Below are 25,676 nucleotides of genomic sequence, written 5' to 3'. Positions count from 1 at the left end.
CTCGGTCCTCAGGGATGGGTCGATGGATGGTCGGTGGTCCCGGTGGTGTCGCCGCCCGGTGTCCCGGTGCTCGCGTCCCGGCGCGGCACCGCCGGCCGGAAGTAGCCGCCGTCCAGGACGAGTACGCCCCGGGCCAGGCCCCCTCTGAAGCGGCTCTCCGTGCCCGTGTCGAGGTCGACCAGGGTGAGGTCGAGCATCAGGAGGCGGGCCAGACCCGCGGCGGCGATCCGGTTGACCGCCGGGTCCCAGTCCTTGGGGCGGGTCAGCAGCAGCCGTGTGTACTGCAGCGGCGTCAGGTCGGCCGGTCCGACCCGGATGACGCCCTTGTTCTCCGCGGCATGCGCCACCTGTTCCGGGGTGAGCGTCACACCGGTCCGCGTCAGTTCCTCGGTGGTGGCGGACAGCTCGCCCTGGGTGAACGCGGGAAGCGGGCCGGACAGGGACAGATCCGCCTCCGTCAGCTCGGCGGCCAGGCCGGCGCGCAGCGAGTCGGCGATGTCAGGGTCCGGGGTGCCGTCGGCGCGGAACCAGGAGGGGGTCATGTCGCGTACGACGTCCATCGCGGCCTCGGTGAGACCGTTGCCGGGTCCGTGGTGCGGGCGGAGTTCCAGCACGGTCCCGGCCGGGCCGACGACGGTGTCCGACCCCGGACGCCGGACGTAACCGGTTCCCTCGGCGGCCGGAGTGCCGGCGTCCGGTGCTCCGGTCCCGGTGACCGTCCCGTGGACCGCCTCCTCGCCCGTCTGCCCCGGGGGGACGGTCGTGACGTCCGCATACCCCTGCCGCTCCGCTCCGGTCCTCACGGATAGAAGGGCCTCCTCCGCCGCCGCCCGCCACGTCGTCAGCGGCGTCGGGGGAAGGCTGCCGTCCTCTGCCCGCCACGTCGTCAGCGGCGTCGTAGGACGGCTGTCGTCCTCCTCTCCCCGCTCCGGCATGAACAGCGGCGATTCCGCGACCTGGTCCTCCTGGTCCTCCGCCTCGGCACCCGGCGGCAACGGCGGAAGAGGCTTCTCCTCCGGCTCCGCAGTCCGCTCTGCCGACCGGTCGACGCGGACCACCTCCTCCTCGACCGTCTGCCACGGGGGAACGACCGCCGGACCCGGCTGCCGCGCGGGCGGAACGAGCCGCTCCGTGACCGGCCACTCCGGCGACGGCGGCGTCTGGGGACGACTGTCGGCCTCCTCCCACTCCGGCACGTGCAGCAGCGGGCCGGTGACCTGGTCCTCCGCCTCGGCACCCGGCGGCAACGGCGGAAGAGGCTTCTCCTCCGGCTCCGCAGTCCGCTCTGCCGACCGGTCGACGCGGACCACCTCCTCCTCGACCGTCTGCCACGGGGGAACGACCGCCGGACCCGGCTGCCGCGCGGGCGGAACGAGCCGCTCCGTGACCGGCCACTCCGGCGACGGCGGCGTCTGGGGACGACTGTCGGCCTCCTCCCACTCCGGCACGTGCAGCAGCGGTCCGGTGGCCTGGCCCTTCGACTCGGGAGTCGGCGGCAACGGGGGCAGGGCCTTGTCCTCCGGCCCGTAAGCCGGCGCAAGAGGCTCCGGCTCCGCGGTTCCCTCGGCCGACCAGTCGACGCGGATGGTCGCGATGCGGTGGGTCAGGGGGTCCTGGTACAGCTCCCTGGGCGCGTCGTCGAACTCGGGGACGATCCTGACATCGTCCGGCATGAGGGGCGTGACCGCGTCGTCCGGCTGGAGCCGCCGGAGCTCCAGCTCCAGGAACCGCTTCAGCTCGCGCCCGGTGTTGTCGGCCCGCAGCAGGGCGTTCGCCTGCGCGCGGGGACCGTTGCCCCGCCCGGGGATCCGGATCACCGGCGGCCTCAGACCCGCCCGGTGCTCCCGTACCGCCCTGACCGCGATCCGCTTGGCGAGGTCCTCGATGTGCCGGCTGTCGCGCGCCGACACCTCCTTGTCCCCCTTGCCGAAGGTCACCGTCAGCGGCGTCTCGGCGAGCTCGTGCCGGTCGCGGCTGTCCGGCTCGCGCAGCGGCGTCCACTCCACGCCCTCGGGCGCGGCGGCCTCGCCGACCGTCACGGTGGCCGTACGGCGCTCGTGCGGGTCGATACGCTCCTGCCCGGAGGTGTCCTCGTAGCCGTAGCGGATGTCCAGGTCCCGCACCGTCACCGGTTCCGGCGCGGCCCCCTGCAACTCCCTCAGCTCGGCGGCCAGGTGGCGTTCGAGGATCCACGCGGTGTTCTTCGCCCGCGTCCTCCCGGTGAACGACGCGTGCCCCGTGCTGTTGCCCCGGCCGCTGACCCGGACGACCCGCTGCGGCAGTCCCTCGGCGCGGTTGCGCACCGCCTCCCGGGCCAGCGTGCGCGCCAGCTCGCGCAGGGCCCGGTCCTGGTCCGCGTCCACCGTGCGGGATCCCCGTGCGAAAGGCACGGTCAACGGCCGCTGGCCGGCGGACGGAAGGGCGTCGGCGTCCGGCCCGGGCCGCGTCTCGGGAGTCTCGGCAGTCTCGGGAGTCTCGGGAGCGGATTCGCTCTCCGGGTCGTTCACCGGAGCGGTGCCGGCCGCCGGGGCGCGCCGCCGGTCGGGACCGAGCCCGGTCCCGGCGGGAGCCGGGGCGGCCTCGACATCGTCGACCGCGGCGCCGCCCCGGGCGCTGTCCTCGGAGTCCGTGCCGTCCTGGAAACCGACCGGGGAGATGAGCGTGGCACCGCCCCAGGCGCTGTCCGCGGAGCCCGCCCTGCGCACGGAACCGACCGGGGAGGCGGAGCCGTCGGTGATCGCGCCGGGGTGCCGCGCCGGGACGGGGGTGTCGTCGGCGGGCTGGGGCAGCGCCGACGGACGGACGCTGCCGTACAGCCGTTCCAGCAGCGGCAGCACTCCCGGCTCGTTCTCCTCCACCCAGGCCACGCCGTTCTCCCGCGTCCGGCCGGTGTCTTCGTCTTCGCCTTCGTTGGTGCCCAGGTAGACGTTGGTGAGCTGACCGAAGTACGAGCGAACGCCCAGCGAGGACAGGTTGTCCTGCGGGCGCCCCGCCAGGGTTCGCCGGGGTCCGTCGGGCCACGAGGCGTCGTGGCCCTGCCGGAGCCGACTCCCGTAGGACGCCGCGAGCAGGTGCAGGTCGTCCTCTTCGAGGCCCTGGCTGTGGATCACACGCGCCAGTTCGTGAATCCTGTACAACCGGCTCAGCGCGCTGAGCCGAGGGTCGAAGAAGCGCAGCGGGTCCTCCTCCGCGACCACGAAGGTGGTGTCCCGGACGGCGGTCCGCAGATCGTCGTAGGGCGTGCCGTCGTCGGACAGCCGGCCGCGCAGGTCCTGGAACCCGGGCAGATCGGTCAGCCGGCGGCCGAACGGCAGCACCACGACGTTCGTGCCGTTCTTGAGCAGCCGCGCCGTCACGTCCAGGTCGTACAGCAGGCCGGCGAACTCCTCACGCCACCGCTGCAGTGTGTCCGCGGGCCGGCTCGCCCCGGCCGGGACGTCCACCATGAGCTGCACCGCGGTGTCGACGAAGTCGTCCGGTGCCAGTCGCGCCTTCAGCTCGTCCACCAGTCCGTGATGGACCGACAGCCAGCGCCGGTGCTGCGGAGCCAGTCCCGCCAGCACCCCGGCGCGGTCCTCGGCCGTCATGCCCGGCAGATCCCGTACCAGGTCGTCGGCGCCCGGCGGGCGCACCACCTGCTGCCGTGCCGGACCGGAGAGGCGGGCCGGGTCGTCGTCGAACAGGGCGCGCACGCCCTCGAAGGCCTGGTCCTCCGTCGTCATGGCGTCAACGGGATTGACCGGTCCCTCGATGCGCGCCTGGTCGGCGGGCCCGTACAGCCGCTCGAGCAGTGGCTTCAGTTTCGGCGCGTTCTTCTCCACCCACTCGGCCCCGCCCTTCTCCGTCCACCGGTGCGTGACGGAGTCGCGGCCCGCGTTCACTCCCAGGTAGAGAGCCGTCAGCTCGGCCCAGTACTCCTCGACGTTGGTGGCGGAGTAGTTCTCCGCCGGGTTGCCCACCAGGTCGCGCCGGATGCCCCCGGGCCAGGACGCGTCCGGGCCCAGGGCCCGGCGCTCCTGGTAGGTCTCGTTGATCAGGCCGACCTCGGAGTCGTCGAGAGCGAAGGCCTTGATCGCGTGACCCATCTCGTGAACCGTCGTCGAGTAACCGTCGTGGTGGGCAAGGCCGCTCCCACCGATGTCGGTGGTCTCGCCGAGCAGGTTCTCCTCGCTGATCACGACCGTGTTGCCGCGCCTGAGGCCTCGCACGTCCTCGAACGCGCGGCCGTCGTGGGTCCTCCGGCCGCTCAGCCCGCTCATTCCCGGCAGGTCTGTCAGCGGCACGTCCTTGGGCAGCACCACCACCCGCAGGTCGTTCTTCAGCAGCGCCGCCGCCACACCGGGATTCCACAGCGTCCGGGCGACCAGGTCGTGCGCGGCCCGACGTGCCGACACCGGGCGATGCGCACCCTGCGGAACCTCCACCAGCACCCGGGCCACGACCTGCGCGAACTGCTCCCGCGACAGCGCCGCGCCGAGCTGGTCCACCATGTCCGGACGGGACGACAGCCACGACCGGTGCTGCGGTCCCAGCTCCGCCAGTGCCCGCGCTCGCCGCCCCGCGTCCGGGCTCAGCAGATCCGCCACCAGCCGGCCGGCCTGATCCGCACCCTCCGTGGCCGGCTGCCCGGCGGCGGGGTCCGCCTCCGGCTCCGCACCCGGGGAGGCCTGCGGCACCGCGGCATCCTGTCCCGTGAGCACCACACCACCCGAGACCTGGAGACCCGTGTCCGCCGGCGCCGGAGCCAGGAAGAGGCCCGTACCCGGGGCCGCTGTGGGGGCCGCCGGCTCCGGACGCGGGACGGAGCCGGGGAGGGCCGGGTGCTCCGCGAGTGCCGCCGAGAGGGCCTCGGCCGTTCGCCGGTCACCGTCGCCGTGGAGGAGGGCGGCACCGACCGCGTACACCGCTCGGTGGGCGGGCGGGAGAGCCGTGAAGTCAGGTGTGAGGGACACGGTGAACTCGTCCACCTGCTGATGGCCGCGGACGATGTCGAGGGCGGTCGCCAGCGCCGTCCCGGCATCGGTGCCGTCCTCGGCGGCCTTGCCGGTGGCCTCCGTCCAGGACGCGGTGAGGCGGCCGGGGTCGAGCGCGAAGGCGGCCGGACCCAGGGCGCGCGCGGCGGGACCGGGGGCGTCCGGGTGGGGCAGGTCGCGTAGGACGGGGCCGGAGCGGGCCACGCCGTGGATGATCCTCAGGTCCTCGGCGGACAGGACCGGACCGTGGTGTGCGGCGCCGCCCATCACGGAGCCGGCGGCCTCGGCGCTCAGGGTGATCCCGGCGCGGAACAGCATCTCCTCGTCCTTGTAGCGGTCGGGCAGACCTATGTGGTGGCCCACTTCGTGCAGCAGCTGCCGCACGTGCAGCGGGGTGCCGTCGGGCTGGCGCAGATGCCAGGTCGCGGTGGTGGTGCGGCCCGGCGTGGCGGTGACCGTGACGGTGTGGTGGGGATTCTCCTCGGCGCCGTCGGCGAAGACGACGCGGACCCGCAGCAGGTCGCCGTCGGGCAGCCGGTGCCCCGGGGCGTCGAACCGCTCCTCGACCTCCCTGGCCACGCGACGGGCGACGTTGCGCAGGTCGGCGTCGGTGACCCCGGCACCCGGGACGAGCCGCAGCACCACCTCGAGGTCGGTGTACCACTCGCCGGAGGCCGTCTGGTACCGGCGCAGGGTGTAGCCGATGGGCGCCTCCGCGCCGTACAGCCGGCCGGCGCCGTCCGGGCCCTCGACACCGGCCTCGAAGCGGCGGGCGGTCACCGTGACCGGCTCGGCGAGCGCACGGCGTCCGTCCGCCGCCCTCCGATCCTCGCCGAACGGGGTCGGCCGCCGGGCGGCGCCCACGGCGGCCTCGTCCGCGGCGGTGGTCCGCCAGGCGGCGGCCGGCCGTACGGACCCGGGGGCCGGCGGCCGCTCCGCGTTCTTGAGCGCCTCGGACCCGGGCGTGTCCGGCTGCCCCTCGGCCGGTGGGGGCAGCAGTGCCGCCTCCTGCGCCGACCGCAGGGCCTCGACTTCGTGGCTCAGCCGGGTGACGAGGTCGTCCGCGTCCCGGCCGCCGGGCTCGGGGAAGAGCGGGGCGAGCGCCCGGTGGTGAGCCGGGAGACTCACACGGATGTGCCGGTCGAGCTCCGGGTAACGGGACAGCAGGCCCGACCGCACCCGGGGAGGGTAGCCGGTCACGAACCGCACGATCATGAGGGCCCGCTGCGCGTCGGGCAGGTTACGGGTGCGGTCGATGCCCGCCCGCAGGGCCCGCATCAACTCGTCACGGGCGACCTGGACGGAGAAGTCGTACAGCCGGTTGTAATCCTGCCTGGCGAATGTGTGGGTCTCCTGCAGCGAATCGAACACGCGGCCCTTCGGACCGGGCCAGCTGAAGGCGTGCACGTCGGTGTGGACCACCACCGCCTCACCGACCGGGTACGCGCGCCCGCGAACCTCGTTCCAGCCCTGGGGGTCGTCCTTCCTCTCCCTGATGAGCTGCGCCCGGACGGCAGCGGGGCTGTCGTCGAGAGCCGTGTAGGAATGGGACTCGACGTCCATCCGTGCGAGCCACTCCTCCTCGGTGAGAGGTCCCGCGCCGAGGGCCGGGTCCAGCACCATGGTGACGATCTGCCCGGCGCGGACGGTCTTGACCGTGGGCGCCACATGGAAAATCCACTCGACCGTGCCGGGTCTGTCGTACCGCGCGTCGCGGGCGAGAGGGCTGCGCGTCTTCAGCCTGGGCTGTATACGAGAGACGAAGATCTTGCGCGGGGTGACGCCCCACCGCATGAGCTGCAGCGCCCACAGGTGGGCCCGAGTGGTGCAGCCGTCCGGGTAGGCCGTCGGGATCCGGGTGGGGCCGTGCTCGGGATGGTCGAAGGTCACGTTCTTGAGCGCCTCGTACCAGAGGACCACCTGCTGATACGGCACCGGAGACGGGCTCGGCTCTCCGAAGACGGGGGTGAAATCGTGGTCGGGCCACCGCCGGTTCAGCTCGGAACGCAGGTCGGTGCCGTACATGTCGTCCCAGGCCTCCCGGACCGCCCACAGTCTGGGCGGGTCCCCGCCCAGCATCCGGAGCAGGGACTCGGCTGCGGCCACGTCGGACTCCTCGACCGCGGCGTGCAGCTCCGCCGTGTACGCCCGCACGCTCGGCAGAGTGCCCGGACTCACGTCGGCAGGCGCAGTGACGCTTCCCGGCGGGCCGACCGTGGTGCTGAAGTCGCGGGCGAGCCCCAGTTCGGCGAAGACGTGGGACAGGCTGTCCGTTGTGAGGCGTCCCTCCCCCACGGCGCTGTCGATCGCGTCCGCGAGCGTCCGCCCGTTCAGCCGGGCAAAGGCCTCCTCGAGCAGGAAGGGGTGCCGGGTGCCGGGCGCCGCGGCGCTGCGGCGCAGCGTCTCGGTCACCGCGCGCACCCGGACCGGACTCTCGGCGAGCTGCAAGCCGAGATGGAGTGCGTGCTGATCGAGGACGGAACCGACGTCAGGGTGTACGTTCGGCTGCTGCTGCCGTGTCTGCGCGGTCGTCCGGAAGACGGGCGGGCCGTGACCGAGGCCGGCGTTCTCCAGGATCTCCTCCGCGTCGGTGTCCGACAGCCCCCGGTCTGTGGCCGCGTACACCGCCTCGACGAGCGTGCCGCCGGTCTGCCGCCAAAACGCCTCCTCGAGGTCGGCCGAGAGCGGCAGCCGGGGGCCGTGCAGCCGGTCCAGCAGCAGCTCGCGCACCGCGCCGGTGTCGACCGGTGTAGCGGCCAGCAGTTCCGCCAGGCGGGCGGCGTACTGGTCCTCGGTGGGCCGGGCCGCGGCTGCGGCCTGGTCGTCCGGGGTGCTGATGACCGGGGCCGCCGAGGGCTTCCAGGCGTCACGGGAGCGGGACGGTTCCCTGCCTTGGCCGGCGCGCCGCGCCGGGTCGGTCGCGCGGCGCCCGGAGGCGGTGCCGGGGCCGGCCGGCCGGGGCTGGTTGTGGGCCAGTTCTCCGGCGAGGCGGTCGGCACGGTCGCGATCGCCGCCGTGGTGTATGAGCTTGGCCGCGACCGCGTAGACCGTCCGGTGGGCGAGCGGCAGTTCGTCGAAGTCGGGGCTCTCCTCCGAGCGGAAGCCGGTGACCCGCTGGTGCGTGCCGACCAGGTCGAGCGCGAGGCCCAGCGCCACGCGCCGGGTGGGGTGCGTGGCGTTGGCGAGCCCGCCCCAGACATGGGCGAGGCGCTCCGGGGCCAGCTCCCGCTGGGCGCGTGTCGGCTGCGGGAAGAGGTCGACGTCGACGACGACGCTGTGTGGGGGGCGCGCGATGCCGTCGTCCCGCGACGGGCTCCTGCCGTCGGTGCCGATGTGGAAGAGCAAGTCGTCGCCGGTGAGCCGGTGGGCCCGTCCGGGCGGCTGCTTCTCGTCCAGTAGGGCGGTGAGGTGGTCCCGCAGATAACGCTCGACGGCCTCGGCCCGGGGTCCGGCCAGGTCCCTGGCGCCGGTACCGGGCAGCGCGAACCGGGAACGCTGCCGCTTACGGCCCGTCACGGTGATCACCGGCAGGGGGCTTGCGGAACTCCGCTGGTCGAGGGCCTGCTCGGCGACCAGTTCGGCCAGTGTGTCCAGTTGCCGGCGCTGCTGCGGGCCGATCTTCGCCGAATCTTCGTCGAAGTGCACGGTGACGGGTTCGGGGGCGGCCAGAGCGGCCAGGGGGTGGGACTGCTGCCGGGCGGGATCCGGGGCGGTCTCGGCGCGTGGGACCGCCAGCCGGGGTGGCGGGACGGTCCCCGTCCGGCCGGCGCCGGGCCGCCACACCCCGGTGCGGTCGGTCGCGGCCCGGGACGGGGCGTGGACCGCGCCGCCCGCACCGGGGCCCGGCTCTCCGGCGACCGGGGCGGGGCGGTTGCGGCCGGTGGCGCCTGTCCGGGACGGCAGCATCCGGGTGAGCTGGTCTACGGCCGACTCAGACAGCTGCTGGAGGCTTGCCACGAGGGTCTCGCTGGCCTCGTTGGCACGCAGGAAGGCAATCAGGGTGGGCGGGACCGGTGTACGCCGGGTGGGCGCGCCCGTCCAGGGCACGGCGGGCGGCAGTTCGCTGTCCGGGCTCTCGGTGACCTGAGGGGCGGTGTTGATCATCGGCGGAGCGGTGACGGGAGCCGGTGCGTCGCTGACCCTGGCCCGGTTCATCGCGGAGTAGTGGTCGCCGTCCTGGTAGAAGACGTGCAGTGACCGGTCCGCGGCCGGGTTGAGCTGGTTGGCGAGGGCCGGGCTACCCGCGAAGGCCTGGACGGTGACGATGTTCAGGCCGAGTGCCGCGGCGGTGATCTCCGGCATGCGGTCGTAGAACGGCGTGGTCCACATGTCGGTGGTGCGGATGGCGCGCGCGACGACGTCACTGGTCGACGCGGTGAGGAGGTCACTGGAGCGCGGATACGCCCGCGCCAGGCCCCCGTAGGGTTCGACGAGCGCACGGTACAGGGCCGCGTTGCCTCTGGAGAGCTGCTCGGCCGCCAGGTCCCGGAGCCGGGCCGTGCGCCACTGCTCGAGGCGACGGCGGTGGTTCTCCGGCCGGATCTGCCCACGGTCCGGCACGAAGTCCGGGAGGAGCCGCGCGGCCATTCCCGGCGTGAATTCCCCGACGATCGCCCGGTCTGCCGGGTCCCCGAACCGCTGGAGGAGCTCACGAACGTACTGCGGACGCATCAGGTCACGGTCGATACGCTCCACCTCCTCCCGTGACGGCTCCGGAGCCTGCCTGCCGAGGAGCGTCTCCAGCTGGAAGAGGTTCCGATCATTGAGCAGTGCCCGGAGCGGGACCGGCCCGGAGTTGAGCTCCGCCCTCCTGGCCACCGCTTCGGGACTGTCGCCGGTCAGCCAGTCCGCGACCCGGTCACGCAACTGCTGCACATCAAGATCACGCAGGTCGGAGTCGGGAAGCTGGCGGGCGATCCCGGCCAGCACGGACGTGGGGAAACAGTCACCGTTACCCTCCACGTTCAGCACCTCGAACGGCACGCCGTCCACCGTGACCGTCCGGTCCACCCGTCGGCTCCGCGTCGCCACCGACGAACCCCGCACCGGTTCCACCGCGTCCCGACCGTGCATTCCCGGCAGATCCGACCGGGCGGGCAACCGCCGCACCCCCGGCCCACCGGCCGCTTCCCCGGCCCTGCCCGCGGCCTCGGACGCGGAGCGGGCCACGGGCGGCACCCCGGCAGCGGGTGCCGAGGGGGTCCTGGCCGTGGCCGTCGGCAGGGACCGCTCACTCCTCGCCCCCCTCGGCCCGGCCAGCGTCGTCCTGCTCCCCGACCGCGACCTCTCCCCCGCTTCCGCCGCTTCCCCCGCTTCCGCCGTCGACCGCGGCGCCACCGGCAGAGGCCGCACAGCCGCCCTGGACGAGTCCGTCGCCGGTGTGGGCCGGCTCCTGTCACCCGTACCCGCACGAGACCCCGACGTCTGATGCGGGGCGCGCGGCCCCCTCGGACCACGGGCCGAACCATCGGGATCCGCGGCGGGTGCCACCGGGCCCGGCGCGGCGAACACCCTGCCGCCGGGTACCGCGGCGCCCGGATTCCGCAGCGGCTGAGCACCGTGGACGCGCGGTTCGTCGCCGAAGAGCGCGCGGACGCCCGCGAGACGCGCGTCCTCCTCCTGGGTCTCGTTCACCGGATTGACCGACCGGTCGATCTCCGCTCTACGGGCCGGCCCGTAGAGCCGTGCCAGCAGCGGAGCCAGCACCGGCTCGTTCACGAGCACCCAGTGGGGACTGTTCGGCAGCGACAGCCCGGTGACGTCATGGCCCCCGTTCACGCCCAGATACACGTTGGTGAGCTGGGCGAAGTAGGCCTGGGCGCTCGGGGTGTCCTGCGGCGTGCCGCCGGACCACTGCGCCGTCTGCCCTCGGCGCTGCCTCGCCTCGTAGACCGCTTGGATCCAGTCCCTTTCGGCGTCGGTGAGACCGAGCGTGTACACGGTCTGGGCATAGGCGTGAACCGCCGAGGAATAACGCTGGGGGTGGTGGGCGACCGACACCGGCGAAAAGTCGCCGAGCAGGTTCTCTTCGGGAACCACGGTGGCGCGGCCGGAGGCCTCCCTGAGGGAGGCGAAGGGAAGCCCGTTGGGCATGATGTGGCCGCTGAGGTGCCGGTACGGCGGAAGAGCGGTGATCGGCATGTCGCGTGGCAGCACCTGTACGACGACGTCGTTCTCCAGCAGCCGTACCGCGACCTGCTTGTCGCGCAGCACACGGGCGAGCAGCGCCTGCGCCTCCCGCCGTGCCGAGACCGGCCGGTCGGCGCCGGGCAACACCTCCACCATCAGCTGCGCCGCGGTGTCGGCGAAGGAGTCGGCCGACAGCTTCTGGCTCAGTTCGTCCACCAGGGCGGTGTCGGACGCCAGCCACCGGCGGTGCTGCGGCTCCAGCTCGGCCAGCCGCTGCGCGCGTTCGTCGTCGTCCAGCAGGGGCAGTTGGCGTACCAGTTCCTCGGCGTGCGGCGGCCGGACCCCGGCCCTGGGAACCGGAGCGTAGGGGTCTTCGCCGAAGAGGGCGCGCACGCCCTCGAAGGTCTCTTCCTCCCGGGCGTTGCTCAGGCGCGGATTCACCGGCCGGCCGAGGTCGGCCTCCTCCGGCGGCCCGTACAGCTGCTCCAGCAGCTTGAACAGACCCGGCTCGTGCCTCTTCACCCAGTCGGCACCGTTCTCGCGCGGGCGACCGGTAATCACGTCCTCGCCCGTGTTGACTCCGAAGTACACGTTGGTCAGCTGGGCGAAGTACTCGTACTCGTCCTGCGAGGAGTAGTTCTCGGTCGGCACGTCGTGCCGGTTGAGCCGCGGGCCGTCGGGCCAGGGGGCGCTGCTGCCCAGGGCCATCCGGTCGTCGTAGGCCTTCTTGATCTGCTGCTGCTCCGTGTCGGTGAGACCGTGTCTGTGGATGGTGTGGGCGAACTCGTGGACGGTGACGGAGTATCCGTCCGGGTCCTCGTAGCCTGCCGCCACAGCCAGGAGGGACCGCTCACCGAGCAGGTTCTCCTCCGAGATGGCCGTGCTCAGCTCGTCCATGCCCCTCATGAGGTCCATGGGGCGACCGTCATCGAGCGCTTCGCCGCGCAAATGTTCGAACTGTTCCAGTGTGGTCAGCGGTACGTCCTTGGGCACCACGACCACGTTCGCGCCGTTTTTCAGTACCCGGGCCGTGACCTCGGGGTTCCGCAGCATCCGGGACAGCAGCGCGTGCGCCTCCTGCCGCGCGGACACCGGCCGGCTGACGCCTTGGGGCACGTGCACCAGCAGTTGCGCCGCCGTCAGCGCGAACTCCGCGGCCGGCAGGCCGTTCTTCAGGGTGTCGACCAGCCCGGGGTGGGACGACAGCCACCGCCGCTCCGCCACTGTCAGAGCGGCGAGTTCCAACGCCCGCGCCTGGGCGTTCATCGACGGCAGGTCGTTCGACAGTCGCCGCGCACGCGCCGACGGCGGCGGGTCCGACGGTCCGCTGTGCCGGGGCGCCCCACCCGGCGCCACGGGGTGGTGGTACGGCACCGGCGCCACCGCCTGATGGGTGAACACCGTTCCGTCGGTTCCCTGCTGTGCCGATTGCGGGGCGGGGAGGATCCTGCCCGACCGGCTCGCGGACCGGCTCGCCGATCCCGACCGGTCACGCCTCCACCGGGACGAACGCTCGCCACCGACCCGGCCCCGGGCGTCGGCCGGGGCGGGGGGAGCGGGCTGGTTGGCGGCGAGCTCACGGGACAGCGCCTGCGCGCCGTCGACGTCCTTCGGGTTGCGCACCAGGCTCACCGCGACGGCGTAGACGGCCCGGTGCGCCAGGGGGAGCTCGCCGAACCGGGGGTTCTGGTCCGACCGGAAGCCGGTCACCCGCTGGTGGTTCCTGACGATGTTGTGCGCCAGGGACAACGCCACCGCCCGCCGTGGATTGACCGCGCGTTCGACTTCGGCCCACTTGGTGGCGATCTCCTCCGGGGCGATCCTCTCCTGCTCGGGCGTCGGTGCGGGAGTGAAGTCCAGCTGGACGTCCACGCTGTCCGCGGGCAGTTCCCGGCCGTCCCGGTCACCGTCCTGGGCGTCGTCCTGGGCGTCGTCCAGCGACGGCTGCCGGTCACCGACGGCCTCGAACCGGAAGTCCTCACCGGTGAGCGGATAGTCCGCCGAGGCCTGCCGCCGCGCGAGCACCTCCGTCAGCTGGTTGCGCAGATAGCGCTCCACCGCCTCCTCGCGCAGCCGGGCCACGTCCTTCGGGCCCCGCCCCGACATCGCGAACCGGGCACTGCGACCGCGCCCGAGCAGCCGTACCACCGGCAGCGGGACCACTCCGCTCACGACGTTCGTCAGGGCCTGCTCCGCCAGGAGTTCGGCCAGCGCGTCCAACCGGTGCCGCTGGTCCCCGGAGATCTCCGGAGATCCCTTGTCGAACAGCACGGTCACGGGGGCCGCGGTGGCACGGGGCCTCGTGGCCCTGCCCTTGCGCCGGTCACGAGCGCGGGCCCCGGCGGACAAGGCGGCGGGCTGGTCCTGTTCCGCGGTGAGCATCCGGTTGAGCTGCCTCACGGCGATATCCGACAGGCCGTACAAATCGGCCACCAGTTTCTCGCTGGCCTCCTGAGCCCGCAGAACCTCGGCCAGAGGAGGCAGGCCCTCCCTGTCAGGCTTAGGCGCACTCCCCGGAGCCGCCGGCGGCGCACTCCCCGGAGCAGCCGGCGCCATTTTGGCGACCGGGCTCTCGGTCAGCCGGGCCGCCTGACTGACCGTCGGCGCCTGCTCCGCCGGGGCGGGCCCGCCGACCCGGTTCATCGCCGAGTAGTGGACTCCGCCCTCGTAGAAGACGTGCAGGGAGCGGGCCGCACCCGGGTTCAACGGATGCTCCCACGCCATGCCCTCGACCCACTGGACGGTGGTGATGTTCAGGTCGAGCGCGGCGGCGGTGAGCTCCGGCATCCGGTCGTAGAACGGTGAGGTCCACATGTCCGTGGAACGGATCGCGAGCTCGACGACCCTACTGGTCGACGTGCGCCGCATGCTGTCAACAGTCGGGTAATGCCGCGTCAGGCTCGGATGCCGGGCGATGAGCCTTTCGTACAGAGCCTGGCTCGCGGGTGTCGCGGTCATCAGCCGCTCGGCCGCCAGCTCACGCAGCCGCGTCGTTCTCCTCCCCTCGATCAGCCGCCGCAGTGCCGGTTGCGAGATGCGCCCACGGTCCGGCACGAAGCCATGGAGGAAGCGCGCGGCCATCCCCGGTGTGAAACTTGTGACGATCGCCTTGTCGGTCTCTCGGTCGAACCGGCTGACAAGCTCGTCTCGGTACTGCGGACGCATCAGATCGGTCTCGATACGCGCCACCTCGTCCGGAGGCAGCTCCGGGGCCTGCTCACCGAGGAGGGTCTCCAGCCCGCGGCGGTCGAGATCGTCGAGCAGCACACGGATCGGATCCGGCCCGGAGTCGAGTTCCGCCCGCCTGGCCACGGCCTCGGGACTGTCACCGGCCAGCCAGTCCGCGACCCGGTCACGCAACTGCCGCACATCGAGAGCACGCAGATCGGAACCGGGATGCTGGCGGGCGATCCCCGCCAGCACGGACGTGGGGAAGCAGTCACCATCACCCTTGACGCTCAGCACCTCGTACGGCACGCCGTCCACCGTGACCTTCTGCAGCACCGGCCGCGGCTGCGTCGCCACGGACGAACCCCGCACCGGCTCCACCGCGTCCCGACCCGGCTGGGCGGGCAACCGCCGCACCGCCGGCCTTCCGGCCGCATCCCCGACCCCACCCGCGGCCTCGGACGCGGACCGGGACACGGACGGCACCGCCGGAGCGGACGACGAAGTGGTGGTCGCCGGGGCCGTGGCCGTCGGCAAGGACCGCTCACTCATGGGGCCTCTCGGTCCGCCCGGCGCCTGCCTGCTCCCCGACCACGACGGCACCGTCTCCGGCTCCGGCGGCAGACGCCGCGCGGCCGCCTCCGACGTCTGCGTCACCACCGCCGGCCGGCCCGCCTCACTCGTACCGGCACGAGACCCCGGCCCCGGACGCGGACCACGCAGCCCCGACAGACCCGCCGACGTCTCGGGGCCCTTGAGCCGGCGGGCACCGCTCGAACCGGCCCCTTCGGAATCCGACCGCCCCGGCTCCCTCCGGCCCGACCCCCCGGGCAGATAGCCACGCACCGGCTTCGGACGCCCCGCGGCCAGCTGCCGCGACAACTCCACCGCCGCATGCTCGTCACCCTCGTGCGCCCGCAGTTCCACCGCGACCGCGTAGACCGCCAACGACCCCGCGTCGAGGTCTTCGAACGACGGCTCGGCCTCAGGCGTGAAGGCATCCAGCCGCTGGTGCGTCCGCACGATGTTGAACGCCGTCGCCACTTCCTCCGCACCCGGCCGGTCCTGCGACCACCGGGCAGCCACCTCCGACCGCACGGTGTCGAGGTCCACCGCTGCGGACGCGGTGTCCGGCTCCCCGACCTGCGCCTGCTCGCCGGCCCGGCGGCCCGGCTCACCGGATGCCGTGGCCGGGGGACGGCCGGTCTCCTGCGGGGGCGCGGCCGCCGCGCGGCCGGCTTCCGACGGGGTCGTCGTGGCCGGCGGGCGGCTGCTCGTCGCCCGGGGGTCCGTGGTCGCGGTGCGGGGCGCTTCGGGCGAGGCCGTGGCCGTGTTCCGGGAGGCGTCGGGAGTCGCCGTGGCGGTCGGCCGAGAGCCTTCCTGGGACGGCGTCCTCGTGGGCCGGCCCCCTTCGGTGACACCCGTGGCCGTCGGGCGGCCCGCCTCCGGGGTCACCGTGCCGGAGACGGGCGCGGTGGCGGTGGCGGTGGCGGTGGCGGTGGCGGTGGCGGTGGCGGTCAGGGGCGTACCGGAGGCCGGCACGCCGGTCGAGGCGGTTCCGGTCGGGGCCGCCGCCATCGGGGCCGCCATGGGAGCCGCCATCGGGGCCGGGGGCTGTCTCTCGGCTGGGGCCTCGTCCGCGGCAGGGCCGCCGGTGACGAAGTCCTGGCCGGTGTTCTCCTCCGTCTGTCGCTGGGTGCCGCCGGTCGTGGCGGTGCGGGGGGCGCCGGACGCGGTGGCCGGCCGTGCGGTGTCCGCCGGCTCCCCACCCCCGGCCGCGGTGTGCGCCGGGGCGACGGTCGACGGCACCGCCCCCTGCCCCACCGCCGGCACAGCGATCCCGCCCAGCCCCGCCAGCGCGTTCACGTCATTGAACCCGCCCGCCTGCTCGGCGAGTTCACGAGACTCCTGCCCCGCCTTCGACGACAGGCCACCCCCACCGGCCGGCACCACCCCAGGGCTGCCGGCCGACGAACCCCGCGCTCCCCCTTCCTCCTCCGCCTTCCGCGTGGCCTCCCGCAGACCACCCACCCCGTCCGCCACACCCGAGTGCAGCATCCCCTCACTGAACTCGCTCAGCCCCGACGTCCAGAAGCTCGTCGCGAACCCACTCCACGACCACGGCACCCCGTAGAACGCCATCGCCAGCAGCGTCTCGGGAAGCGCCTCCGTCAACCCGTCCGCGACGAACTCCGACACCTTCCCCGGCGCCCGCGACAACCGCTCACCGAACGACGGCGAACCATTCGCCCCCGCCGGCAGATCCCGCCCCAGCTTCCCCGTCACATCCCCTGGCAGATCCTTGACCACGTCGCGGCCCGCCCCCCGGCGGAACAACCCGTTGAACCGGTCCGCCAACCCCCGCAACGGCCCCGACAAGCCCCCCGCGGCCCCACCGAACGCCGCGCTCTGCCACACCGCCACCCAGTCCACACCACGCGGCTTCATGTCCGGACCGTTGAACGCCATCAGCCCCAGACGCACCACCAGCGTCTGGAAAGCCTCCTCCAACGCCTCGCTCAGACTCGGCATCAGATGCGTCCGCCGCAAGAACAGGTCCAGCGCCGTCAGGAACGTCGTCGTACTCCGCGCCTTCGCCGCCGCCGCCTGACCCGCCGCCGCCGGATTGAACCACGCCGTCGCCGCCAGGATCATCAGCTCGATCACCAGCCGGATCAACTCGGCGATGATCTGCCACTTGCTCTCCTGGATGTTCAACGACTGATCACGGTGACCGGCCCCGACCTGCTCCAGACTCGCCCGGTACTCCCGCAGGTAGTTCGTCCCCCCGCCCGCACCCGTCAGCACCGACATCGCCCGCACGTACGAACGCCCCGCATCACCCGGCAACGACGCACCCACATGCCGCACCGAATACGCGATCTCGTCTTCCAAAGAAGCCATCCGCCGCCCGAAATCACGCAACTGCCGGCTGCTGGCCGCCGCACCCGTCTCACTCGCCTGCGGCAGACCAGCCCCGATCAACGCGATCAGAAGCCCGTTCAACTCCTTCGAAACACGCAGATCACCCATCGTCAGTGCCTGCCGCCGTACTCCGCCTGCTCCGCGGCGACCCCTTCGAACGCTTCGTCCCGGGCCCTCTCGACGTGTGTGGCGGAGCCCGCGGTCTGGTCCACCACGGACACGATGGCCTCGATCACCTGCCGCCCGGACTCCATGGTCTGCCGGTAGGTCTTCCGGATCTGGGGTCCCACCTGCTGGGCGTAGTCGTCGTTGTCACCGGCCCACCCGGTGAGCGTGTTCCGGTGGCCGGCGAAGGCGGTGACGAACTCGTGCGCGTCCCTGGCGATGTCTTCCAGGAGCTTCGCACCCACGCGGGTGCGGTGCGGGTCTGCTTGGAACGAGTTTCCAGCCATGAGGGTTCTCCAGGTCGGGGGCTTTCTGTGACGCGTCCCGTGCGGGTGTGCACCGGACCGGGTCTGCTGGGTGACTGCGGGCGCTCAGGCGGTGTCCTGGTCCTCCACGATCTCGTCGCGCAGCCGTCCGCCGGCCGGCTTGCCGGGCCCGCGCTCTCCCTCGGTGACCATCGAGCCGAACAGTCCCTCCCAGTCGATCTCCACCCCGGGGACGTCGGTGAGCTGCGGGACGCTCTCGGAGATCGGCCGGTAGGTGTCGAGCACCTGCTGAGCCATACGGGAACGGGCCTGTCCCAGCGTCTGCATGATCACGGCGGACAGCTGGGCGGGGGCCATCGCCCGGTACTTGCCGTCGTGGAACCTCAGGGCCGTCACCTCGCCCTGCGGGCCGACGGTGATCTCCACCGACCGGTCCTTGGACATGACGGTGACCGCCGCGCTCCGCAGCTTCTGCTCGGCGTCGGCGACCGCCGCCCTGGTGGACTCCAGGGCCTCCATCGCCTTGGCAAGACGCTCCTCGACGGGTTCCATCCGTATGTCTCCTTGCTTTCCGCTGGTCTTCGTGGCCGGCGTGTCCCGGGGCCGTGCGATACGTCAGTCGTCCCGGCCGAGCACGGCGGGCACTCCCCCGTCCTCGGTCCCCCAGACCTCCTCGTCCTCGGACAGCCAGGTGGTGCGGGTACGGTCCTCGCTCTGCGTGGGCTGGCCGCCGGGCCCGGCTCCCGCACCGGGGAAGAACGGGGCGCCCGAGCTGCTGGTCGCGGTCCGGGCCGCGGCGGCCTCCTCGGCAGCGGCGGCGGCCCGGGAGGCGGCGGCCGTCGTACGCGGGGTGCCCGTGACGGCGCTGTCGGTGTCGGCGAAACCGGAGCGGACCCGCTCCGACCCCGACAGGTCACCGCCCATCGCGCCCGCTCTGGAGGCCGCGGCCAGCGCGCCGGGGTTCAGCCCTCCCGCGCCGGAGAGGCCGTCGGTGCCCGACGTGCCGCCCAGCGCGCCGGACAGGGAGGAGGTGTACGGCACGTCGTCGTAGAGGAAGTCCCCGTCGGTGGCGGAGTCGGTGAGGGAGGCGGGGAGGGAGACGCCCGAGGACGAGCCGGACGACAGGCCGCCGTTCAGGGATCCGTTCAGGGAGGTGTTGACCGAGCCGGTCGAGCCGTTCAGGCCGGGTGTGGTGGTGCTCGTCGAGGAGCCGCCGCCCAGCGACGACGTGTCGATGCCTGCGCCGTCGGGCTGGTCGACGGTGTAGCTGCCGTCCGGGTTGAGCGTGCTGACCAGACCGTCCGGGAAGGTGGTGGTGATGCTGCCGTCGGCGTTCGCCCTGGTGGTGCTGCCGTCCGGGTTGGTGATGCTCTGACCGGGCTGGAGGTCGCCGTGGGTGACGGTGCCGTTCGCGCTGGTGGTGCTGTACGAGCCGTCCGGGCCGAGGGTGACCTTGCTGCCGTCGGGGAACGTGGTGGTGACGGTGCCGTCCGCGTTCTGCACCGAGGTGCTGCCGTCGGCGTCGACCAGGGTGGTGCGGCCGTCGGGGTCGGTGGTGGAGGTGCTGCCGTCCGGGAAGGTGGTGATCTCGGTGCCGTCCGGCTTGGTCGTGGTCGTGCTGCCGTCGGGATTGGTGACGGTGATGCTGCCGTCGGGGTTGACCTTGGTGGAGCCGCTGCCGCCGCCGGTGCCCAGGCTGTTGAGCGCGCCGTTGAGCAGCGAGGTGTAGGCGGGGGAAACCCCCGCGCCGGTGTCCGAGGTGCCGCCGGAGCCGGTGTCGCCGGTACCGGAGCCGGTGGGGTCGGACAGCAGCCCGTCGATGCCCGGGGTACCGGCGAGGCCGGTGTCGTTGAGCGCGCTGTCGGTGGTGCCGGGGCCGCCGCCGGAGAACAGGTCGTTGAGCGCGTCGTTGGTGGACGCGCCCATGTCGTTCAACGCCTGGTTCTGGTCGTTGAGCGCGTTGTTCATGGAGCCGGAGATGTTGTTGAGCGCGTCGTTGACCGACGCGTTCTGGTTGTTGAACAGGCTGGCGATGTCGTTCGGGTCGAAGTTCGAGTTCGCGTTGCCGTCGCTGTTCCCGTTGCCGGTGGAGCTGAGCGTCGCCGACGGTGCCTCCTCGAACCCGTAGTCCGGGTCCCAGGCGGTGTTGAGCAGCTTCGACCAGGCCTCCGCCAGGCCGGTCTGCGCGGTCTCGGCGGCCGGGTCGAGGTGGGCGACGACGTTGTTGTTCCAGCGGGTGACGGCCTCCTGGGCGATCTTCACCCAGGTGTTGGGGTCGGTGAGGGGACCGTAGGCCGGGACGTTCTCCTTGAAGCCCGCCATCAGGTCGTACCAGTAGTCGTCGCCGCCGGAGCTGCTCCCCGTGGATCCGTAGGTGTTCGAGTGGGTGACCACCCTGCCGGCGTTGTTGGCGTTGATCCACTGCGCGACCTCGTGGAGGACGCCGCGGACCGTGACCTCCGGGTCCCAGTGGGCGGCGGCGGTGGTCGGGGAACCGTCGGGGGCCGTGCCGGAGACCGTGCCCTTGTCGCTGTGCCAGTCGTCGAACGCGACCTTGAGCGTGCGCAGGCCGACGCTCAGCGCCATCTCGGCGCGGACCAGCCCGGCCCCGTGGTAGGTCCGGGGCCGGTAGTGGTCCACCTTGCTCTCGAGCGGCGCGCTGAAGCCGGGCGGCGCCAACTGCTCCTTGTAGTGCTTGTACTGGGTGTGCAGGGTCGTGATGAGGTTCTGGAAGACGCCGGCCGCGTTGCCCTGCCAGGCCGCGCCCGGCCCGTCCATCGCGTCGGTCCAGGTCTTGAGCCGTTGCTCGTGCTGGTCGAAGAAGGCCATGGCCCGGTCGATGGACCGGGCGCGGTGGGAGAACGTGCCGAGGTCGACGGCGTCCTCCTCGGCCACGCTCAGACCGTCGAACGAGAAGCCGGTGGTCCGGTACGGCGGGTAGGACAACTGGCTGATGGCCGCGTTCGAGCCGAGTGAGTACTTCTGGAAGTTGGTGCCCGCCTGCCCTGAGCCCCGCTGCCAGGGGAAGCCGATCCGGACCACGTACAGGTTGAGCTTCTTGGCGTTCGTCATCGGGCCGCCGTCGCCGGTACCCGCGTAGAAGAGGAGGAAGTCCCCCCGTGACGCCAACCGGTTGGCCAGCGCGGTGCCGTCGACCTTCCCGACGTTGCTGATGGTGAGATCGATCCAGGGCGCGTCCACGGCGTTGTCGTCGCTGTCGCCGTACTTCCTGGCCTTGCCCTTGAGGTCCTCGGTGACCGAGTCGCGGGTCGGGACCTTGTACCCGGTCATCAGGTAGACGGTCGTCTCCCACTTGCCGGGCGTTTCGTCTGCCATCGCGGGGGCTCGCCTTTCGGTCGGGAGGGTCAGGTGGTGCTGTGTCCGCCGAGGTCCTGGCCGACGTCGGCCATGGCGGAGATGAACCGGTCGCTGCTGATGGAGTCCAGGGACGTCCCGGCGGTGTTGAGCAGGGTGCGCACCGTGTCCCGGAGGTCGGTGTCCATGTCGCGGAAGAGGTCCTGGTGCTTGACGAAGACCTTGTCGATCGCGGTCGCCAGCGCGACCATGTTGGTGCGCAGGCTGTCACCGTGCACCGTGGCCCCGGCACCCATCTGACCGATCGTCAGCTGCTTGTTGGGGGCGCTGCTGAGCGTCGAGGAGATGGTGAACAGGGACTCGACCGACGGGGTGTCGGCCGTGTCCTGGCGCATCTTCCTGATCTCGGCGATGAAGGTCTGGACCTCGTTGTCGGCGAACTGGGTGAGCGACGCGGAGTCCAGATGGGTGAGGTCTGCCATGGTGCTTGCTTCCTTCCCTCGGAGTCGGTCCGGATCGGGTCCGGGACGGGTCCGGATCGGGGCTGGGACGGGTCCGGGACGGCGCGGCCCGGTCGGCGGGCGGTGGCGGGCGACGCCGTCCCGCCGGTCAGCTCAGTTCGCTCCACATCTGCGACAGGCTGGTCTCGGTCTGCCGGTAGTTGTTGGAGATCTCGCCGAGCAGGGTGGCGTGGGACATCAGCAGCTGTTCCATCGTGGTGACCGCGTTGTTCCAGTCGGTCTGGGCCGTGGTGTACGCCTCGGCGTCCGCGCCCTGCCAGGTGGTCTTGAGCGCGCTGAGCTCGGCCTCCAGGTTGTCCAGGGTGGTCTCGATCGCCCTGGTCTGCTGGATCATGTCCTCCACGCCCTGCTCGACGTGGTTGTACTCGACGTGGATCACGCCGTCGGTCATGTCGCTCACGGATACTCCTCGTGCTGGGGGTCGGGGCGGTTCCGGTCCGGGGGGTGCCGGCCGGCGGGCCGTGGGGTCGTCGTCAGGTGAGCTGGTTGTAGGCCGAGTCCGCCGCGCCGCTGGAGGTGCGGATCATGTCGGTGATGTTCGACTGGGTGCTGCCGTGGGTCTGGAGGGTCAGGTTCAGGCGGTCGATCAGGCCCTGCAGCTTGTTGAGGATGATCTGCGCCTGCCCGTCCCACTGCGTCAGCAGGTTCTGGAACTCGCGGCCGTCCGCGGAGTTGGCGCTGTAGGCGACGGCGAGGTTGCCGGCCGTGGTGTCGACGTCGTTCTTGCAGCGCTGGATGCCCTGGTGGGCCGACTGGAGGGCGTTGATGCCGGCCGTGGTCGAAGCCCTCGTCGACTGCTGCAGCGGTGTTGCCATTGCGTACCTCGTTCCGATGAGTGGGTTTCGGTGGTCCGGGCCGCCCGGGGACGGTCCGGAAGTGCGGTCAGCCGGTCGGGGACTGGGTGCCCCCGGACGACGCGACGGGCTTGCCGCCCGCGGGGGCGCCCCCGGGCCCGGCGGCCGTGCCGGTGGCGCAGCCGCCCGCGGACGTGGTGCGGACCGGGGCGCTGCCGGAGGCGGCGGCCGGGTCCAGGTCGGGCCCGGTCGGCAGCATGGCCAGCAGCGGGGACGGCAGGCCCACGGCGTCCGCGCCGCCGTAGCCGAGCGCGGTGACGGCGCCGGAGGAGACCATGCGGTACTTCACGCCCGCGTCGGTCACCAGGTAGGTGGTGTCGCCCAGCGTTCCGCCGTCCGCGCTGAGCGCGCGGACCACCGCTCCGGCGCCCGGGCGCACCGCGACGGCGTCCACCGGGGAGCAGGCGGGGGCGGCCTCCTCGGGGGTGGCGGCCGGCGCGGCGCCGAGGGTGGAGACCACGGCGACACTGGTCACCGGGCCCTTTCCGGTCGGCCGGAGGGCCGCGCACACGTCGTCCCGCGCGGCCGGGCCGGTCAGCTTCGGCGGGTCGGCGGGCCAGCCCGGGGCGGCGGCCGACGCGCCGGTGGCCAGGTGGGCGTCGGCGGTGTCGGTGGCCAGCGGTGCCGGCACCGGCTTGTGTCCCTCGTAGCCGTGCTCCCGGGTGCGTGGATCGCCGAGGGCGAGCGCCGCCTGGGTGGCCGTGACCGCGACCAGGCCCTGCCGGGACAGCAGGTAGTACTGCACCGGCGAGTTGGGCACCTGCACGGTGAACAGCTGTCCGACCCGGGTGGTCCGGCCGTCCAGCGTGGGACCCTTCTCGCCCTGTCCGGGCACCGCCGGGGGCGAAAGGTCGGGGCCGGCGGGCAGCGTGTTGAGGAACTCCGCCGAGACCGCCCGGACCGGTGCGCCGCCGTAACCGAGCGCCCGGTCCGCGCCGTGCTCGGTGTCCAGTCTCAGCCGGCGGCCGCGCCACACCAGGTAGCGGGCCCGGTCGGGGGCGGCGACCAGCAGGGCCTGGCCGGCGGTCAGCCCGTCGCCGGCCGGCGGCCGCGCGCCGACGACGAGGGTGGTGGTGGTCGTCTGCTTGCCCCCCGCCGGGCTGAACAGTCCGGAGCACACCAGCCAGGGGCCGGCGTTGACGTCCTGGGCGGCCGGCAGGTCGTCGGGTGCGCCGGGGATGCCGACGGCGGCGCCGTGCGGGGTGCCGCTCAGGGAGGCGCCGGAGACCAGGGTCGTGGACAGGTCGGAGCCGCCGATGAGCCGGGCGGAGGCGTAGTTGCGGACCGGGCGCAGGACACCGTCCTGGTACAGATAGCGGGCCCCGGTCTCCTTGCGCACGATCAGGCCGTCGGCGCTCTTCCAGGAACTGTCGCCGCCCGGCGAGAGCAGTCCGAACAGGACGCAGCCGGCCGCCGCCAGCGCACCGATCAGCAGGCCCATGGCGGCGCCGCGGCCGGTGCGGCCGGTGGGGCTCTCCGGGGCGTCCGGGTCCGAGAGCAGCATGCCCGAGGACAGCCGGCCCATCATGAAGACATGGGCCTCGACCTGGTCCCGCTTGGACTGCATCCCCGCTGTTCCTTCCTCTTCCTGCTCCGGCTCTCACGTTCTCCCGGACGGGTCTTCCGCGTCCGGACCGGCTCTCAGCCGAAGACCCCGCGCATCCGGCCGTAGACGCCCAAGGTCCACAGCACCAGCGGCAGCAGCGCGATCGCGGCCGTGGAGTGCAGCAGTTCCGCGGCCCGCCCCCAGTGCGGTACGAGCCGGCGGCCCGGCAGCGTCCAGCACAGGACGGCCAGCGCCGCGGCCACCCCGGCCAGCGCCGCGACCAGCAGCAGCCGGGTCTGCGTACCCGATTCCGCGGCGAGCGCCGTCACCAGGGCGGCCGCCCCCCACACGCCGGGGACCAGCACCGCGGTGCGCTGCCAGGCGTTGCCGATGCCCCGGCTGTGCAGCGCCAGCAGCAGCGCCAGCACGGCCGCGGTGACCCGCGCGGGGGTGCCGGGGTCGGCGGCCAGGGCGGTCAGGGCGCCGGTGCAGATCACGCCGACCGCCGCGTACAGGGCGGTCATCCACGCCTCGGCGCGGACGGTGCGGGTGACCAGCCGCTCACCGGGTTCGGGGTCGATGCCCTGCTGGAGTTCGTCGGCGTTGGTGGGCAGGGGCGGCATGCGCAGGCCCGCCAGCCAGAACGAGCAGGCCGGTGCCGACGCGCCGAGCAGGACGGCGGCCACCGCGACGACCGCCGCCGCGTGCGCCGCCGGCACGTCGAGCAGCACCATCAGCAGCCCGCCGAGCCAGGCCGCCACCGCGACCACGGCAAGCGCCAGGTAGAACCGGGCCGGACCGGAGAGGGCGATGAGCGCGAGACCGGCACCGGCCGCGCACGCGGCGGACGCGGACAGCAGCCGGACGCCCGTGGCGCCGGGGCCGGAGCCGCCGTCGGCGCTGAGCGCGGGCAGCAGCCAGCCGGCCAGCGCCAGGCAGGCAGGGGACATGAGGGCGATGGCGGCGGCCGAGCCGTTGTCGGCCATGGACCGGCTGGCGGTGGCCGCGCCGGCGATCAGCAGCAGCCCGATGGCGGCCGCCGTGCCGGCCCGCACCGCCACCGGGCCGCCCGGCAGCGCGAGCACCACCAGGGCGAGGGCCGACGCGGCGGCCAGCAGCGTGCGCAGCAGCCACCGGGTCGTCTGCTCGGTCCAGCGGTACGGGCGTTCCCGCAGCGTGCCGGCCATACCGTCGACCAGGTCGTCGAAGTGCGCCTCGGGCAGGGCCTCGACGCGTGGGCGCAGATGCAGGGTGTCGCCGTCGCGCAGGCCGAGCGACTGCGGGGTCGCCTCCAGGTCGAGGGGCGCGCCGCCGAGCCGCTGCACCACCCAGCCGCCGTGTTCCAGACCGGACTCCTCCAGTTCCTCGCCGGCGTAGCCGATCACGATGGGCAGCAGGTCGGCGAAGGGGATGTCCGAGGGCACCGCGAGATCAACGGACCTCTGGGACGTCTGCACCGTCACCCGGCACAGACCGGCCACCGCACTGTCGGTCACGGCTCGTTCAGCCTCTCTTTCCTCATGTCCCCGTGGTGGGCGTCCGGTTCGCAGGTCCGGGGCGACGGGCCGGCCCGGGGACGCTCTTCGGCCGCCCAGGGGGCCGCGCTGCTGCCGTAAGAGGCGGGCGTGGGCCTGGGGGAGGCCCGGGGGGAACGGCGCCGTTCGGCGCGTTCCCGTTCGCCGGGGCGATCGTAGGGCGACGTGTGTGAGGGAAAACTGACCGGACGGCGGGCCGGACGCCTTCCGTCCCTCCCCGTGCCGGGCCGCACCGCCCGCCGCGCCGCCCCCGGGCGCGGCCGCCCGCGGGGCGGCCCC

At 73.1% G+C, this 25,676-nt stretch carries 9 protein-coding genes; all 9 read right to left on the bottom strand.

What is annotated here, in order from left to right:
• Nucleotides 1-8 precede the first annotated feature (8 nt).
• Nucleotides 9-17,084, bottom strand: a complete 17,076-nt coding sequence (locus tag ABZX30_RS23205; RefSeq protein WP_355936304.1) for a protein-glutamine glutaminase family protein — start codon at nt 17,082-17,084, stop codon at nt 9-11.
• Between the two features lie 221 nt (nt 17,085-17,305).
• On the bottom strand, nt 17,306-17,647 hold the full coding sequence (locus ABZX30_RS23200; protein ID WP_355936301.1) for a hypothetical protein: 342 nt from the start codon (nt 17,645-17,647) through the stop codon (nt 17,306-17,308).
• Between the two features lie 84 nt (nt 17,648-17,731).
• Nucleotides 17,732-18,178 carry a YbaB/EbfC family nucleoid-associated protein gene (locus ABZX30_RS23195; protein WP_355936298.1) on the bottom strand — a complete coding sequence of 149 codons (447 nt, stop codon included), beginning with the start codon at nt 18,176-18,178 and terminating at the stop codon, nt 17,732-17,734.
• 63 nt (nt 18,179-18,241) lie between these two features.
• On the bottom strand, nt 18,242-20,962 hold the full coding sequence (locus ABZX30_RS23190) for an AAWKG family protein (protein ID WP_355936295.1): 2,721 nt from the start codon (nt 20,960-20,962) through the stop codon (nt 18,242-18,244).
• 29 nt (nt 20,963-20,991) lie between these two features.
• Nucleotides 20,992-21,423: a type VII secretion system-associated protein gene (locus tag ABZX30_RS23185; protein ID WP_355936293.1), complete on the bottom strand. Its 432-nt coding sequence runs from the start codon at nt 21,421-21,423 to the stop codon at nt 20,992-20,994.
• A 127-nt stretch (nt 21,424-21,550) separates the two neighbouring features.
• A complete protein-coding gene (locus tag ABZX30_RS23180) occupies nt 21,551-21,853 on the bottom strand; it encodes a WXG100 family type VII secretion target (RefSeq protein ID WP_355936375.1) in 303 nt (100 codons plus the stop codon).
• Nucleotides 21,854-21,935: 82 nt separating this feature from the next.
• Nucleotides 21,936-22,277, bottom strand: coding sequence for a hypothetical protein (locus ABZX30_RS23175; protein WP_355936291.1), 342 nt, complete (start codon nt 22,275-22,277; stop codon nt 21,936-21,938).
• Nucleotides 22,278-22,344: 67 nt separating this feature from the next.
• Nucleotides 22,345-23,883, bottom strand: coding sequence for a type VII secretion protein EccB (gene eccB / locus ABZX30_RS23170; protein ID WP_355936288.1), 1,539 nt, complete (start codon nt 23,881-23,883; stop codon nt 22,345-22,347).
• A 74-nt stretch (nt 23,884-23,957) separates the two neighbouring features.
• Entirely contained in the window at nt 23,958-25,358 is a 1,401-nt protein-coding gene (gene eccD, locus ABZX30_RS23165; RefSeq protein ID WP_355936286.1) for a type VII secretion integral membrane protein EccD, read from the bottom strand.
• Nucleotides 25,359-25,676: the final 318 nt, after the last annotated feature.

The organism is Streptomyces sp. NPDC004542, assembly GCF_040610035.1.
Classification (GTDB): domain Bacteria; phylum Actinomycetota; class Actinomycetes; order Streptomycetales; family Streptomycetaceae; genus Streptomyces.
This window is presented reverse-complemented; position numbering and strand designations above follow the sequence as displayed.